Below are 13,129 nucleotides of genomic sequence, written 5' to 3'. Positions count from 1 at the left end.
ATGACATGAATCGAAGCTCCGTGGTGGGGATGTCATGGCAATGATGTAGGGCTGAGATAATTTTGAATCGAATGGCTGTTTGGCTGGATACTCAGTTGTAGGAAAGACCCATTTCGGTGTCAACGCACGACCCGTCCGCGGAGTCGAATTACCAACATACGTAGATTTGACATGACCAAAACCTTATCCGAGTTCAAACGGTTCCTAGCGAAAGCCGGTCCAAGCTTGACCGCTAAAGAAAAGCAGCTTGCCAATTTGATGCTGGATCGTTTCTCAGATGTCGAGAATTCCTCGTCGGCGGGAGGGAAACGCGGGAAAGTTTTGGCGAAAATGATTGTCGAGAAAGGAGAGGCTGCGTCTCCGGAACTCAAGATCGAAACCGAAGCGGCGAACACCGGCAAGGATGGGATCGTTCGACTGTCCAAATTGACCGTCGAGCATTTCCGGGGCTTTTCTGACGAGCATACTTTCGAGTTTAAGAATCCCTACACTTTCGTGTACGGTCCGAACGGGACGGGGAAATCAAGCCTGTGTGAGGCTCTCGAGTATGGCCTGCTCGGGTCGATCCACGAAGCTGAATCCAAGCGGATCCCTGTTGCCGAGTATGTTAAGAACGCAGTATCGAAGAAACCGGGGAAACTTCAACTTTTCGGAGACACAGCCAACGCTAAGGCCGTGAGTGTAGAGGCGGATCCGAATCGTTACGAATTCTGTTTCATCGAGAAGAACCGGATCGACGGATTCGCTCGGGTGGCGGCGAACACGCCAGCTACCCAGCAGGCTAGGCTGGCAGCGTTGTTCGGTCTTGAGGAATTCAACACTTTTGCTACGCAGTTCAACGAAAGTATCGAGGGATATTTGGATTGTGTCGGCAAGAAAGGGAAGGAGTTCGCCGAGCTAGCGAAAGGAATTGCCGGCCACCAGGAAATCCTCAAGGGCTTGCCAGCAAAGGAAAAGGACGCCGAAACGCGCTTCGCGGCGATGCTTGCGAAATTCCCGGAATGCAAGACCGATGCGGACATCAAAGTCCAATTGTCCGGCCAGGACGGAAATGGCGGAAAACTGAAGGCGAACAACACCGAGATTGGTCGACTACAGAATTTGAAGTCAGTGGAGAATCCGGGAATCGATGCTCTATCCGGCGATGTCCAGGGCTTGCTCGGATTACTCGCAGAAAGGGCAGAAGCCACCGCGCACCTGAGCCAATATAAAGACCAGCTTTCCCTTCGGGACCTCTACGCCGCTATTCTCAAAAACCGGGAGCAATTCGGGAACGCTTGCCCCGCCTGCGCTTCGGAGCTCTATGTGGGTGGGCAGCTCGTCGTTCCAGTGGATCCTTACGGCCATGCGGCGGAAAAGCTCACCCAATTCGACGAGGCGCTGAAGAAGGAAGCACGTATTGCGGAAATACTGGAAACTTTCAAACAAGGCTGGGAAGGATTGCAAGCGCGATTAGGCAAGCTTCAAGTGACGGCCGCCGCCGTTGGCTACGAGCGAAAGAGCCAAGTTGAAGAGCTATGCGCCGAGGGCTCTAAAGCCAAGGAGTTGGCGACCGTCCAACAATTCCTCAGCGAGGTGGTGGCGGCGCAAGAGCTCATGCAGGGGTTGGCAGCAGCGATCACGTCCCACAACCAAGCAGTAACCGAATCGAAAGTTGCCATCAAGAAACTCGATGATGAGAACGCGTCCATCGCCAAGAACCTCGAAGAGATCGTCTCGATCTCGACGATCCGTAACGCGAATGCCAAGAGTGAGAATGATGCACAACAGGCGATAGCCAAGTTCAACTCCGATAACGAGACCCTCATCAAAGAGGTCGAGACTGAAGCCCCAGGGGTCACGAGGAACCGTGACTACTGCATCGCATATGTTACGTTCCGCAAGAAGCTTCTGGATTACAACTCGTCACTTCCACTTTCCCTTGCGAAAGATCTGAACGAGAAAACGCTCGGGTTCTACAACGAAATTAATAAGAACGACCATCTTTCCGACAAGCTAAAATCCCTGACACTGCCCACGGGGGCCGGCGGGAAAATTTTGATCGAGTTTGAAACTGGCGGAGAGTGCGACGCGCTCCAAGTCCTGAGCGAGGGTCACATCCGTTGTCTGGGATTGGCAATCCTGTTGGCGAAAATGACACGTGACGATTTGCCATTCCTCATCTTCGATGACGTGGTGAACTCCATCGACGACGAACACCGGGGCGCGATCATCGATCTCATCCTGAACCCGGAAGAGATTGGCAAGCGGCAGCTCGTAATCACGACTCACGGAGAAGATTTCGTAAAGCGGCTCGAGAATGCCGTGCCGATGAATGCGTATAAGGAAACGGTAACCCGCATAGATTTCCTGCAACCGTTATCAGCGAAAAAAATCACCGTGAAACTTGACTCACCACGACATTATCTCACGGTCGCCTCGAGAAGCTTCGAAGAGGGGAGGACGCGGGATTCGCTTAGCTACATCCGAAAGTCATTCGAGGAGCTGCTCAATCGGCTTTGGAAGAAGATCGCGAGCAAGGATCTTTCCGCCCAGATCAGCGTGGGTATGAGGGGGCCTGGTTTGCCCGACCTCATGAGTTTGGCGACGGGATTGAACAAATTCTTGGAAAGAAAGGACGTGACGGTTTTCCAAGACGCTCTGCCACATCTTGCCGAGATTCTGGGGCAGGGAGAAAAGAATAGGATCGAGTGGAACTACCTGAACAAGGGGACACACGAAGAGGATCAAGAGGAAGAGTTTGATGCGGCGGTGGTAAAGCATATGCTCGATACCGTGATCAAGCTCGACGGGGCGCTAGCGCCGAAAGCCTAAGGGATCGAACGGATCCGTCCCGAAGCGTCGGCGGAACTGAGCGTCGGGACGGTACGTGTACGTGATGGCTAGCCTAACCCGCCTTTGGCAAGGTTGTATCCAAAAAACCGTCAGGGGGGTATGCCAGTTGATTATCGCATTGAGACGACTTTTTTATCTCGATTTTCCGTGATTGCTGATACTGACAGGTTGCCGGTAGAAGCTTCCTGGATGTGCTCGCTCCACCACTTCATCATTGGGCGTCTGCGCTCGATGTAGTCCGCTCGGTTATAGGCACTGCGTACCTCGTCTTTATCGACGTGTGCAAGCGCTACTTCAATCAACTCGGGATCCCAAGCGTGTTCGTTGAGGATGGTGCTGGCCATAGAGCGCATCCCATGGCTTACCAGGCGTCCTTCGAATCCCATGCGTTTCAGTGCCATGTTGGCGGTTTGGCTGTTGCAGTGGGTTCGAGGATTACGGTCTGCAGGGAACACGTACTCCCGGTGTCCGCTGTAGGGCTTGATTGCTTCAAGCAGGGCTAGGGCCTGGTCTGTTAGCGGCACGATGTGGATGCGGCGTTTCTTCATGCGCTCAGCTGGAATCGTCCAGACCTTCTTCTCGATGTCGATGTCAGCCCAGCGGGTGGTAGCAGCCTCTGCGGGTCGGGTCATGGTGTGGAGCTGCCATTCGATTAGGCAGCGGGTAGTCCTTTTTATGCTGGCATTGGCGATTGCCATCATGAGCTCTTTCAGCTCATCGGGTGGGAGTGCCGCCATGTTCTTCTTTTTGGGCTTTTTAAATACGGAACGGATTCCGCTGAGCGGGTTTGCGTGAATCAGTCCTGAATTGACCCCGTAGATCATGATCTCGTTGAGTCGCTGTGTTAAGCGTTTAACTGTTTCGAGGCTGCCTTTGGTTTCCAAGGGTCTGAGCAAATCGATGACCTTAGGGGAATTGATGGCTGAGATCGGTGTGGTGCCCAGGTCCGGGAAGATGTGCAGCGTGAGCGAGCGCCAAATGTCTTCGGCATAGGCTGGGGTGACTGAGTCCTTTTTGAGCTCAAACCATGCCGTCGTCACGTTTTCAAAAGTGTGTTCTGTGGCTGCTTTTTTCGCTTGCCGCTCCGCATCGCGCCTCTCTTTCGGATCCAGCCCCTGAGCGACGAACTCCCTCGCCTCAACGGTTCGCTTGCGTGCTTGAGCCAGGCTCACCTCGGGGAAGGTGCCTAGTCCCATGTTGATCCGTTTTTTGGTTACGGGATGGATGTAGTTGAAATTCCATAGCTTAGAGCCATTGATTCTCACTCGCATTTGAAGGCCGTTGCCATCAGTCAGCGTGTAGTCCTTTTCCTTAGGCTTGGCGGCTTTGACTTTGAGGTCTGAGAGGCGCGTGGCTTGGGCACCCATGTTGTATTCCAGTACTGTTTATGTATTCCAAAAAATAGCAGCTAGAGGCTTGGAATACCACTTGGAATACACGAACGCGTAGATGGTCACGGATGCTGATGGACGTTGGTGGACCCTAAGTCACTGTATTTACTGGATTTCAGGCACAAAAAAAGACGTCCGTGGACGTCTTTAGATGATGAAGTGGTGGAGCCGGGGGGATTTGAACCCCCGTCCGCCAGTACTCCGCTGTCGGTACTACATGCTTAGCCGTTTCTATTAAGTTAACCCTCAGCGACCCGAAGGGCAGGGTGCTTTGGGCGAGTTGTGTAAGTTTTAGCCGCTTCGTCCACAACGTACTGCACGGCGATTCTGTTCTATATGACAATCACTTTGGGTTTACAGACATCCCCTGGTGATTGCTGGACCCGAAGGTACCAGAAGCTCAGGGCTAAGGCTGCTTACGCAGCGAGAGCGAATTCCTGGCCGTAGTTTTCGTCATTGGCAACTATAAGAAGTTGCAACAGTGGATTTACGAGTTCTGTTACCAACTCGGCATGCACCTAAAGTTTCGCGACCGGCGTCGAATCCTAAACGGCCCCGTGCTTGTAACTCGTTGTTTCTTAGTGAGTGACAAGCCTGTGCAGTGTACGCCAAAACGTCAGCGAAGGCCAACCCGAAGGTTGGCCCTCTCGCTTACTGGCCGCCTTTCTCGCTGTTCTGCAGGTCTTGCAGGGCCTTGGAGGTGATTTCGATGCACTTCTTCTCGTCACCTGCGGCGTGGGCGGCCTTGGCCTGGGAGACGGCGGTGTCTATTTCGCCACTTTTACCGCTGGTGTCGGTGGCGAGCAGGGCTTTGCCGTTGTTGATTTTGTCCAGGTTGATCTGGCACAGGTCTTTGTCACTGGCGGCGAAAGCGGGGGAGGCGAGCATCGCAGCGGTCATGAACAAGCCAGCAAGAGCGGAACGCTTCATAGGGTGTCTCCTTGCGCAAAAGGGCTCGACGCTGCTGGCGTGCAACCGCTGCCAGCGACATCACTGATGGGCCTCGTTTGTCGAGGCCTATGCAGATGACTGCGCCGGCGCGCGAGGGTTCGGTTTTTTTGCCGGGTCAGTGGGCGCGGGCGCGGGTGACGCGGTCTACCAGGTAGACCAGGCCGTGGTAGTCGATGCCGCCATGCTGGCTCAGGCCGATCTCGCAGGTGCGGCTGGTGGAGATGCCTTCGCTGCAATATTGCACGGCGTCCTTGAGTGAGCGCAGGGCGTGGGCGTTGAGCTCTGGTGTGGTGAAGCCTTTGTCGCCGGCAAAGCCGCAGCAATGAATACCTTCGGGGATCACCACGGTTTTTGCGCAGCGTCGCGCCAGTTCGATCAGGGCCTGGCTTTCGCCCAAGTGTTGGGTGCTGCAGGTGACGTGCACGGCGATGGGGGCTTCCTGGGGCGTGAAGTCGAGGCGGTCCATCAGGTGGGTGCGGATAAAGCGCACGGGGTCGTAGAGGTCCAGGCGCGTTTCTCCCAATTCTTGCACCAGGCGCAGGGTGCAGGGGCTGGTGTCGCAGTAGATCGGGTCGAGGCCGCCGCGGCTGGCGTGGAGCAGGGCGCCGATCAGTTCCTGGCGCTTGTGTTCGGCCTGCTCGGCGTAGCCTTTGGAGGCGAAGGGTTGGCCGCAGCAGAGGCTGTCCTGGTTGTCGGGGAAGACTACCTGGTAGCCGGCTTTTTCCAGCAACTGGCGGGTTTTGTCGTACAGCGACATTTGCTCTTTATCGCCGACTGCCGGGCCCATGGCGCGGGAGACGCAGGCGGCCAGGTAAACCACGCGTGGGCGCGCGTCCGTCACTGCCGGGCTGAAGCGGATGGCTTTTTCGGGCTGCGGCATGGCGTTGGTCCACTGCGGAATTTGCCCTTTGGACAGCTTGGTCAGTGTGCTCGAGAGCTTGGCCAGCCGTGGGGCGCCCAGCAGCATGCGTGCGCCATTGGCGACGTGCAGGGTAAAGCGCGCACCTTGCAGTGCGGTGGCGAAATGGCTGGCGAGCCAGTCGGCGGTTTTCGTACGGTCGGCTTCGCGGCTGCGCAGCTTTTTCACCAGGTCGCCGGTATTGATGCCTACAGGGCAACGTTGCGCGCATAAGCCGGTGGCGGCGCAGGTGTCTATGCCCTGGTAGTGGTAGGCCGCTTCCAGTTCGGAGGTGTCGACGCCTGCGCGTTTTTTCGCCTGGATATCGCGCCAGATCACGATGCGCTGGCGCGGGCTCAGGGTCAGGCCTTTTGAAGGGCACACCGGTTCGCAGAACCCGCATTCGATGCACTTATCCACAAGCTCATCGGCGGCGGGCAGGGGCTTGAGGTGTTTGAGGTGGATTTGCGGGTCTTCGCTGAGCACCACATCGGGGTTGAGGATGCCGTTAGGGTCGAGCAGGCGCTTGAGTTGCCACATCAGTTGATAGGCGTCGCTGCCCCATTCCAGTTCAACGAACGGCGCCATATTGCGGCCGGTGCCGTGTTCAGCCTTCAGCGAGCCACCGAACTCCACGGCCACCAGTTGCGCGACGTCGTCCATGAACGCTTGATAGCGTGCGACTTCTTCGCTGCTGTTGAAGCCTTGAGTGAACACAAAGTGCAGATTGCCTTCCAGGGCATGTCCGAAAAGGATGGCTTCGTCGTAGTGATGTTTGTCGAACAGTGCGATCAAGCGGTTCACGCCAATCGCCAGTTGTTCGACCGGGAAGGTCACGTCTTCGATGATCACGGTGGTGCCGGTTTTGCGTACGGCGCCTACGGCCGGGAAGGTGTCTTTGCGGATCGCCCACAGGCGGGCGTTTTCCAGTGGGTCTTCGGTGAAGTCGACGTGTTTCTCCACGGGAAACGCCGCCAGGGACGCCATGATGAGCGTCAGTTGTTCGTGCAGCAGTGATGACGAAGCGGCGCGGGATTCGATCAGCAGTGCGCAGGCGTTTTCCGATAGGTGCTGTACGAAAGCAGGCATGCCCGGTTTGTCCTGCACCGAACGCATGCTGCGTCGGTCCAGCAGTTCAACGGCGGAGACCGGCTGGGTTTTCAGCACGGTGACGGCGTTGCAGCAGGTTTCGACATCCGGGAAGACGATCAGCGCCGAGGCTTTGTTGGGGTGATCGATCACGGTGTCGTAGGTGACCGCACTGATAAACCCCAGGGTGCCCTCGGAGCCGACCAGCAGGTGGCTGAGGATATCCAGCGGGTCATCGAAATCCACCAGGGCGTTGAGTGACAGGCCGGTGGTATTTTTCAGGCGGTATTTGTGGCGGATCTTTGCCGCCAGCTCAGTATTTGCCCGTGTTTCGCGACCCAACAGGGCCAGGCGTTCAAGCAGTGCACTATGTGACTGGCGGAAGGCTTGCACGCTGGCGGCATCTTCGGTGTCCAGGCGGCTGCCATCGGCCAGCACCAGACGGATGCCCGCCAGGGTGTGGTAGGTGTTTTGCGCCGTGCCGCAGCACATGCCACTGGCGTTGTTGGCGACGATACCGCCGATCTTGCAAGCATTGATGGACGCAGGGTCCGGGCCGATCTTGCGCCCGAACGGTGCGAGCCAGGCGTTGGCCTGGGCGCCGATCACACCCGGTTGCAGGCGTATCTGGGTGCCTTGCCCGCGAATTTCGCGGTGGTTCCAGTTATCACCCAGCACGATCAGCACCGAGTCACTGATGGCCTGGCCCGAGAGGCTGGTGCCTGCGGCACGGAAGGTCACCGGCACGCGGTCGCGCTGGGCCAGTTGCAGCAGGGTTACCACTTCGTCTTCTGACTCCACACGGATCACCAGCTGTGGGATCAGTCGGTAGAAGCTGGCGTCGGTGCCGAAGGCGAGGGTGGAAAGTGGATCGTCGAAGCGACGATCTTGCGGGATCAGTTGTGCGACGTCGCTCAGGAAAGCAGCAGGCAGGCTCATCGGTCCTCCAGAAATAGCAGACGCCGGAAGGGTGCCCCGGCGTCGATTCTTACCCTATTACGTGCAGGTCTCAGTGCACCAGCATACCGGTGAACCAGTACGCCTGCGCCAAGGTGATCAGCCCGACGATGGTGGCAAAAAACAGGCTGTGCTTGAGGGTAAAGCGGAACAGGTCGGATTCCTTGCCCACCAGGCCGGTGGCGGCGCAGGCCACGGCGATTGATTGCGGCGAGATCATTTTGCCGGTCACGCCACCGCTGGTGTTCGCGGCTACCAGCAGGGTGTCGTTGACGCCGATCTGGTGCGCGGTAGTGGCTTGCAGTGAGCTGAACAGGGCGTTGGATGAGGTATCGGAGCCTGTCAGGAAAACTCCCAGCCAGCCAAGGAATGGAGAGAAGAACGGGAAGGCAGCACCGGTGCCAGCCAGAACCAGGGCCATGGTCGAGGACATACCGGAGTAGTTGGTGACGAAGGCGAATGCCAGCACCATGCCGATGGACAGGATCGGCCAGCGCAGCTCAAAGAAGGTTTCTTTTAAAGTGGTAAGACCAGTTTTGACGTCGATTTTCAACACCAGCATGGAGACCAGTGCCGAGAAGAAGATTGCAGTGCCGGTGGCAGATATCGGGTCCAGCTTGAAGACGGCCGGGATGGCGGTGGGGTTGGTCACGATGGGCGCGACTTTAACCACCAGTTGATCCAGGTGCGGGATCGCGAAATTGAACACCCAGCCGTACATCGAGCCGCCCGCGGCGAACAGGGCCTTGAAGGGTTTGAGAGTCCAGATGGTCACCAGTACGGTGAGGATCAGGAACGGCGACCATGCCTTGAAAATTTGCCCCAGGCTGTAGGGCGAAACCACGGTGTTGCGTGGCAAGCCGAAGCCGCCGGCGCTGGAAGTGACCGCTACGCTGGAGGTGGCGCCGGCAATTTGTGCGCCTGCGGTGCGCTTGGGCTGCCAGACTTTCAGGAACAGCGTCAGGGCAATCAGGCTGGCGAGTGCCGAGGTGATGTCCGGCAGCTCTGGGCCAATGAAGTTCGAGGTGAAATATTGGGTGACGGCAAAGCTCAAGCCCGCCACCAAGGCTGCCGGCCAGGTTTCGCGAACGCCGCGCAGGCCGTCCATCATGAACACCAGCCAGAACGGCACGAACAACGACAGCAGCGGCAGTTGGCGGCCGGTCATGGCGCCAATCTTGAACGCATCAATACCGGTGACCTGGCCTGCGACAATGATCGGAATGCCTAATGCGCCGAAGGCCACAGGCGCGGTATTGGCGATCAGGCACAGGCCGGCGGCGTACAGCGGGTTGAAACCCAGGCCTACCAGCAGCGCGGCGGTGATTGCCACGGGCGCGCCGAAACCGGCCGCACCTTCCAGGAAGGCGCCAAAGCAAAAGCCGATCAACAACACCTGCAAGCGCTGGTCGTCGGTGATCGACAAAACGGAGCTGCGGATGATTTCGAACTGGCCGCTCTTGACCGTCAATTTGTACAGGAATACAGCCGCGACGATGATCCAGGCGATGGGCCACAGGCCGTAGGCAAAACCATAACCGGCCGCAGCCAGTGCCATGTCTACGGGCATCTGGAAGGCGAAAATGGCGACCAGGATCGACAGGGCCAGGGTGATGCTGCCGGCTACATGGCCTTTGAGGCGGAACACGGCCAGCGCCAGGAAGAAGAATACGATAGGAATGACGGCGGCCAGTGCGGACAGGCCGAGGCTGCCGAGTGGGCTGTAAAGCTGTTGCCAGGTTTGCATATGGGGTGGCCCCTGATTGTTGTTGTTTGGTGAGCTTGGTTAATTGGTATTACCAATTTACAGTCGCTGTGGGCTAGATTAAGAGCCTGGGCAGGGGTGTGTCAATTTGCGCCTGCGAAACTTTGGTCGTAGGTCGGTAGGCGGGGCGTTCTGATCGGCGAAATTGAAGGCGTTCTGATAGGTGCTGCCGGCACGTCGATAGGCCAGAATAGGGGCCCCGGCGAGTGGTCGGGATGGTGGAGAGTGAGTTATGGGGTTTGATCAGGTGCGTCAGCGCCGTTTGTCTGACGATATTGTCGAGCAGCTTGAGGGGATGATTCTCGAGGGCACGCTGAAGTCGGGCGAACGCTTGCCGGCCGAGCGCGCGTTAGCCGAGCGCTTTGGTGTGTCGCGCCCGTCGTTGCGTGAGGCGATTCAGAAACTGGCGGCCAAGGGGTTGTTGGTCAGTCGTCAGGGCGGTGGCAACTATGTGGTGGACTCCCTGGGTTCGACCTTCAGCGATCCGCTGTTGCACTTGTTGGAAAGCAATCCCGAAGCGCAGCGCGATCTGCTGGAGTTTCGCCAGACCCTTGAGGCTTCGTGTGCTTATTACGCGGCGTTACGCGCCACGGAGGTTGACCGTGAACGGCTGACCGCAGCGTTTGAAGCGTTGCAGGATTGCTATGCGCGCGCCGACGAAGTGAGCCGAGTGGAGGAGGGTGCTGCGGATGCAAGGTTTCACTTGGCGATTGCCGAAGCCAGTCATAACGCCGTGTTGCTGCACACCATTCGCGGGCTGTTCGACCTGCTCAAGCGTAACGTGGTGACGAATATTGGTGGCATGTACCAGCAGCGTACCGAGACCCGCGACATGCTGATCAATCAGCATCGGGACTTGTACCTGGCCATCATCGAGGGGCGGGCCGAGCAGGCGCGCGAAGTCTCGACACGGCATCTGCTGTATGTGCAGGAGGTGTTGGAGGAGGTGCGTCAGGAGGTTCAACGCGTGGCTCGGGCGGAGCGACGCAAAGGGATGTAGCCCGCGTGGGCTACACCGTCACAAGGATTATTCTTCCTTGCCCTTGTTGCGCACGGCGCGATGCAGTTCGCGATTAGAATCGCGCTCGCGTTCGGTGTCGCGCTTGTCGTATTCCTTCTTGCCCTTGCCCAATGCGATCTCGCATTTGACCAGGTGCTTGCTCCAGTACCAGGACAAGCAGACACACGCGTAGCCTTTTTGCTGCACGGCTGCGGCGAGTTTTTCGAGCTCGCGGGCATTGAGCAACAACTTGCGCGTACGCACCGGGTCGGCAATCACGTGGGTGCTCGCGGTGGTCAGCGGAGTGATATGACTGCCAAGCAGCCATGCCTCGCCATCCTTGAGCAGCACATAACTGTCGACCAGCTGCAGTTTGCTGGCACGCAGACTTTTTACTTCCCAGCCGGCCAGGACCAGACCAGCCTCGAACCGATGTTCGATGAAGTAATCGTGTCGCGCTTTTTTATTTTGCGCGATGGTCCCTGTGGGGTGTTTCTTTTGTTTAGCCATAGGGGCGGCATTATAGGGAGTTGCGAGCGTGTCGGCTACGGTCAACCTGTGTGCTTGAGCGAGTTGGACGAATCCCGGACAATGCGGGCAGTTCTTTGGTTTTTTTCTCTCGCGGATTGGGCTGTTCTTTCGCGATGTTTGCCTTAAGCAGTGGAAGTAACGCTCACATGACGACGCATATTCAACGTTCGGCCCTGTTGCCCTACCCGGCGCAGGCGCTCTATGACCTGGTCAACGACGTGGCGCGTTACCCGGAGTTTCTGCCTTGGTGCTCGACGGCCGAGGTTCTGGAGAGCAGTGACGAGCACATGGTTGCCAGCGTGGGGGTGGCCAAGGGCGGCCTCAGCCAGCATTTTGTGACGCGTAATGTGCTGGTGCCGGGTCAGTCCATCGAAATGAACCTGCAGGAAGGGCCGTTCACCCAACTGCACGGTGTGTGGGTGTTCAAGGCGCTGACGGACAAGGCCTGCAAGATCAGCCTGGATCTTTCGTTTGATTATGCCGGGCCGATTGTTCGTGCGACGTTGGGGCCTTTGTTCAATCAGGCAGCCAATACCCTGGTGGACGCGTTCTGTCAGCGCGCCAAGCAACTGCATGGTTGAGATTGAGGTGGTGTTCGCCGCTGAGGATCGCCAGGTGTTGCTGGGGGTAAAGGTGGCTGAAGGCACTAGTTTGCGCGAGGCGGTGCGGGCGTCGGGAATAGCGGCGCATTTTCCTGACGTTGATCTGGCTGATTGCCCGCTGGGTATATTTGGCAAGGTTGTCGTGGATGCCGGGGCGCGTTGCGTACAAGCGGGCGACCGTATTGAGATCTACCGGCCTTTGCTGGCCGACCCTAAAGAGGTACGCAGGTTGCGCGCAGCCAAGGCGGCATTGGCCAGGCAAACGAATTCTTGAGCTTGCCAAATGGCAGCCTAGCTATCTGGAGCGCCGCGATCCAACTGTGGGAGCTGGCTTGCCTGCGATGACGCCCTGATAGCCGGCGCATATCTACCTGATACCCGCGATCCAAATGTGGAAGGGGCGGTCCCGATAACGGGTATGTTCTCGATCTGATCCAGGATCCTGGTTGACTGTCAGATCGCTTTCGCAGGCAAGCCAGCTCCCACAGGTTCAGCGTCGCACCAAGGTTATGTAGAGATGCCTATGTAAATGGCAGGCAACAAAAAGCCCGGCATGCCGGGCTTTTTATCGAGCGCAAAATTATTGCGGGCTGGTGTCCAGAGGCTCAGGCGTCGGGACGGGCACGGTTTCCACGTTGTCGATGTCTTTCTGGATGGTGTCCAGCAACGAACCAGGCTTGGCCGGTACCTCGGATTTTGGTTTTTCAGCTTCCTGTGCAGGTGCGGTCACGTTGGTGCCGCTGTCCTTGCCCAGCAAGGCTTCATCGCGGCTTACGCCGGGCATGAAGTCACCGGACAGGCTCACGAGCTGGTCATTGCCATTGAAGATGACACTGACGCGCTCCTGCTGGCGTTCACCGCCACCAGGCTGCAGGCTGTAGAGATAATCCCAGCGATCGGCATGGAAAGTGTCGGTCAGCAGGGGATTGCCCATGATAAACCGTACTTGCCGTCGGGTCATTCCCGGGCGTAACTGGTCTATCATGTCCTGCGTGACGACATTGCCCTGCTGGATGTCGATTTTGTAAACCCCGGGGAATGAACAACCGGCGAGTGCGAGCAGTCCCACAAAGGTGAAACTGGTTAGCAAGAGCTTGGTGTTTTGCATCG

10 protein-coding genes and 1 other RNA gene are annotated in these 13,129 nt (G+C 57.6%); 4 read left to right on the top strand and 7 right to left on the bottom strand.

Annotated features, from left to right (window positions below; genetic code table 11):
- Positions 1-171 precede the first annotated feature (171 nt).
- Entirely contained in the window at positions 172-2,814 is a 2,643-nt protein-coding gene (locus tag RHM69_RS16185) for an AAA family ATPase (protein ID WP_322255294.1), read from the top strand.
- A 131-nt stretch (positions 2,815-2,945) separates the two neighbouring features.
- On the opposite strand, the gene RHM69_RS16180 is transcribed toward RHM69_RS16185, so the two are convergent.
- The 5 genes from RHM69_RS16180 to RHM69_RS16160 form a co-directional block, all read right to left on the bottom strand.
- Complete coding sequence (locus tag RHM69_RS16180) at positions 2,946-4,202, bottom strand: integrase domain-containing protein (RefSeq protein ID WP_322255293.1); 1,257 nt, start codon at positions 4,200-4,202, stop codon at positions 2,946-2,948.
- A 184-nt stretch (positions 4,203-4,386) separates the two neighbouring features.
- Positions 4,387-4,783, bottom strand: a transfer-messenger RNA (tmRNA) gene (ssrA, locus tag RHM69_RS16175).
- A 94-nt stretch (positions 4,784-4,877) separates the two neighbouring features.
- On the bottom strand, positions 4,878-5,156 hold the full coding sequence (locus tag RHM69_RS16170; RefSeq protein WP_003194233.1) for a hypothetical protein: 279 nt from the start codon (positions 5,154-5,156) through the stop codon (positions 4,878-4,880).
- Between the two features lie 136 nt (positions 5,157-5,292).
- The gene (locus RHM69_RS16165) at positions 5,293-8,103 is read right to left on the bottom strand and encodes an FAD-binding and (Fe-S)-binding domain-containing protein (protein ID WP_137270810.1); all 2,811 of its coding nucleotides are present in this window, start codon (positions 8,101-8,103) and stop codon (positions 5,293-5,295) included.
- 70 nt (positions 8,104-8,173) lie between these two features.
- On the bottom strand, positions 8,174-9,868 hold the full coding sequence (locus RHM69_RS16160) for a lactate permease LctP family transporter (protein WP_020301770.1): 1,695 nt from the start codon (positions 9,866-9,868) through the stop codon (positions 8,174-8,176).
- Between the two features lie 250 nt (positions 9,869-10,118).
- Here RHM69_RS16160 and RHM69_RS16155 point away from each other — a divergent pair, with 250 nt between their 5' ends.
- The gene (locus tag RHM69_RS16155; RefSeq protein WP_014719963.1) at positions 10,119-10,886 is read left to right on the top strand and encodes an FCD domain-containing protein; all 768 of its coding nucleotides are present in this window, start codon (positions 10,119-10,121) and stop codon (positions 10,884-10,886) included.
- A gap of 27 nt (positions 10,887-10,913) precedes the next feature.
- Here the strand turns inward: RHM69_RS16155 and smpB are convergent, their stop codons facing one another.
- Positions 10,914-11,396 (bottom strand): SsrA-binding protein SmpB, encoded by a 483-nt coding sequence (gene smpB, locus RHM69_RS16150; RefSeq protein WP_014719962.1) that lies wholly within the window; start codon positions 11,394-11,396, stop codon positions 10,914-10,916.
- A 167-nt stretch (positions 11,397-11,563) separates the two neighbouring features.
- Between smpB and RHM69_RS16145 the strand changes: the two genes are divergently transcribed.
- Together RHM69_RS16145 and RHM69_RS16140 are read left to right on the top strand one after the other, a co-directional pair.
- Positions 11,564-11,998, top strand: a complete 435-nt coding sequence (locus RHM69_RS16145; protein ID WP_003194226.1) for a type II toxin-antitoxin system RatA family toxin — start codon at positions 11,564-11,566, stop codon at positions 11,996-11,998.
- Complete coding sequence (locus RHM69_RS16140; protein WP_014719961.1) at positions 11,991-12,293, top strand: RnfH family protein; 303 nt, start codon at positions 11,991-11,993, stop codon at positions 12,291-12,293. The genes RHM69_RS16145 and RHM69_RS16140 overlap by 8 nt, the downstream gene beginning before the upstream one ends.
- Before the next feature lie 306 nt (positions 12,294-12,599).
- Here the strand turns inward: RHM69_RS16140 and RHM69_RS16135 are convergent, their stop codons facing one another.
- The gene (locus RHM69_RS16135) at positions 12,600-13,127 is read right to left on the bottom strand and encodes an outer membrane protein assembly factor BamE (protein WP_019817954.1); all 528 of its coding nucleotides are present in this window, start codon (positions 13,125-13,127) and stop codon (positions 12,600-12,602) included.
- Positions 13,128-13,129: the final 2 nt, after the last annotated feature.

It is taken from the genome of Pseudomonas sp. CCI1.1 (genome assembly GCF_034348165.1).
GTDB classification, from domain to species: domain Bacteria; phylum Pseudomonadota; class Gammaproteobacteria; order Pseudomonadales; family Pseudomonadaceae; genus Aquipseudomonas; species Aquipseudomonas paracarnis.
Note: the sequence above shows the minus strand (reverse complement) of the source record. Positions and strands in the feature narration are given on the sequence as shown.

Bases quoted from the DNA above. Each gene is read 5' to 3' on its own strand.
- smpB (WP_014719962.1), bottom strand. From the start codon at position 11,396: ATGGCTAAACAAAAGAAACACCCCACAGGGACCATCGCGCAAAATAAA.
- RHM69_RS16180 (WP_322255293.1), bottom strand. From the start codon at position 4,202: ATGGGTGCCCAAGCCACGCGCCTCTCAGACCTCAAAGTCAAAGCCGCC.
- RHM69_RS16140 (WP_014719961.1), top strand. From the start codon at position 11,991: ATGGTTGAGATTGAGGTGGTGTTCGCCGCTGAGGATCGCCAGGTGTTG.
- RHM69_RS16185 (WP_322255294.1), top strand. From the start codon at position 172: ATGACCAAAACCTTATCCGAGTTCAAACGGTTCCTAGCGAAAGCCGGT.
- RHM69_RS16165 (WP_137270810.1), bottom strand. From the start codon at position 8,103: ATGAGCCTGCCTGCTGCTTTCCTGAGCGACGTCGCACAACTGATCCCG.
- RHM69_RS16135 (WP_019817954.1), bottom strand. From the start codon at position 13,127: ATGCAAAACACCAAGCTCTTGCTAACCAGTTTCACCTTTGTGGGACTG.
- RHM69_RS16160 (WP_020301770.1), bottom strand. From the start codon at position 9,868: ATGCAAACCTGGCAACAGCTTTACAGCCCACTCGGCAGCCTCGGCCTG.
- RHM69_RS16145 (WP_003194226.1), top strand. From the start codon at position 11,564: ATGACGACGCATATTCAACGTTCGGCCCTGTTGCCCTACCCGGCGCAG.
- RHM69_RS16155 (WP_014719963.1), top strand. From the start codon at position 10,119: ATGGGGTTTGATCAGGTGCGTCAGCGCCGTTTGTCTGACGATATTGTC.
- RHM69_RS16170 (WP_003194233.1), bottom strand. From the start codon at position 5,156: ATGAAGCGTTCCGCTCTTGCTGGCTTGTTCATGACCGCTGCGATGCTC.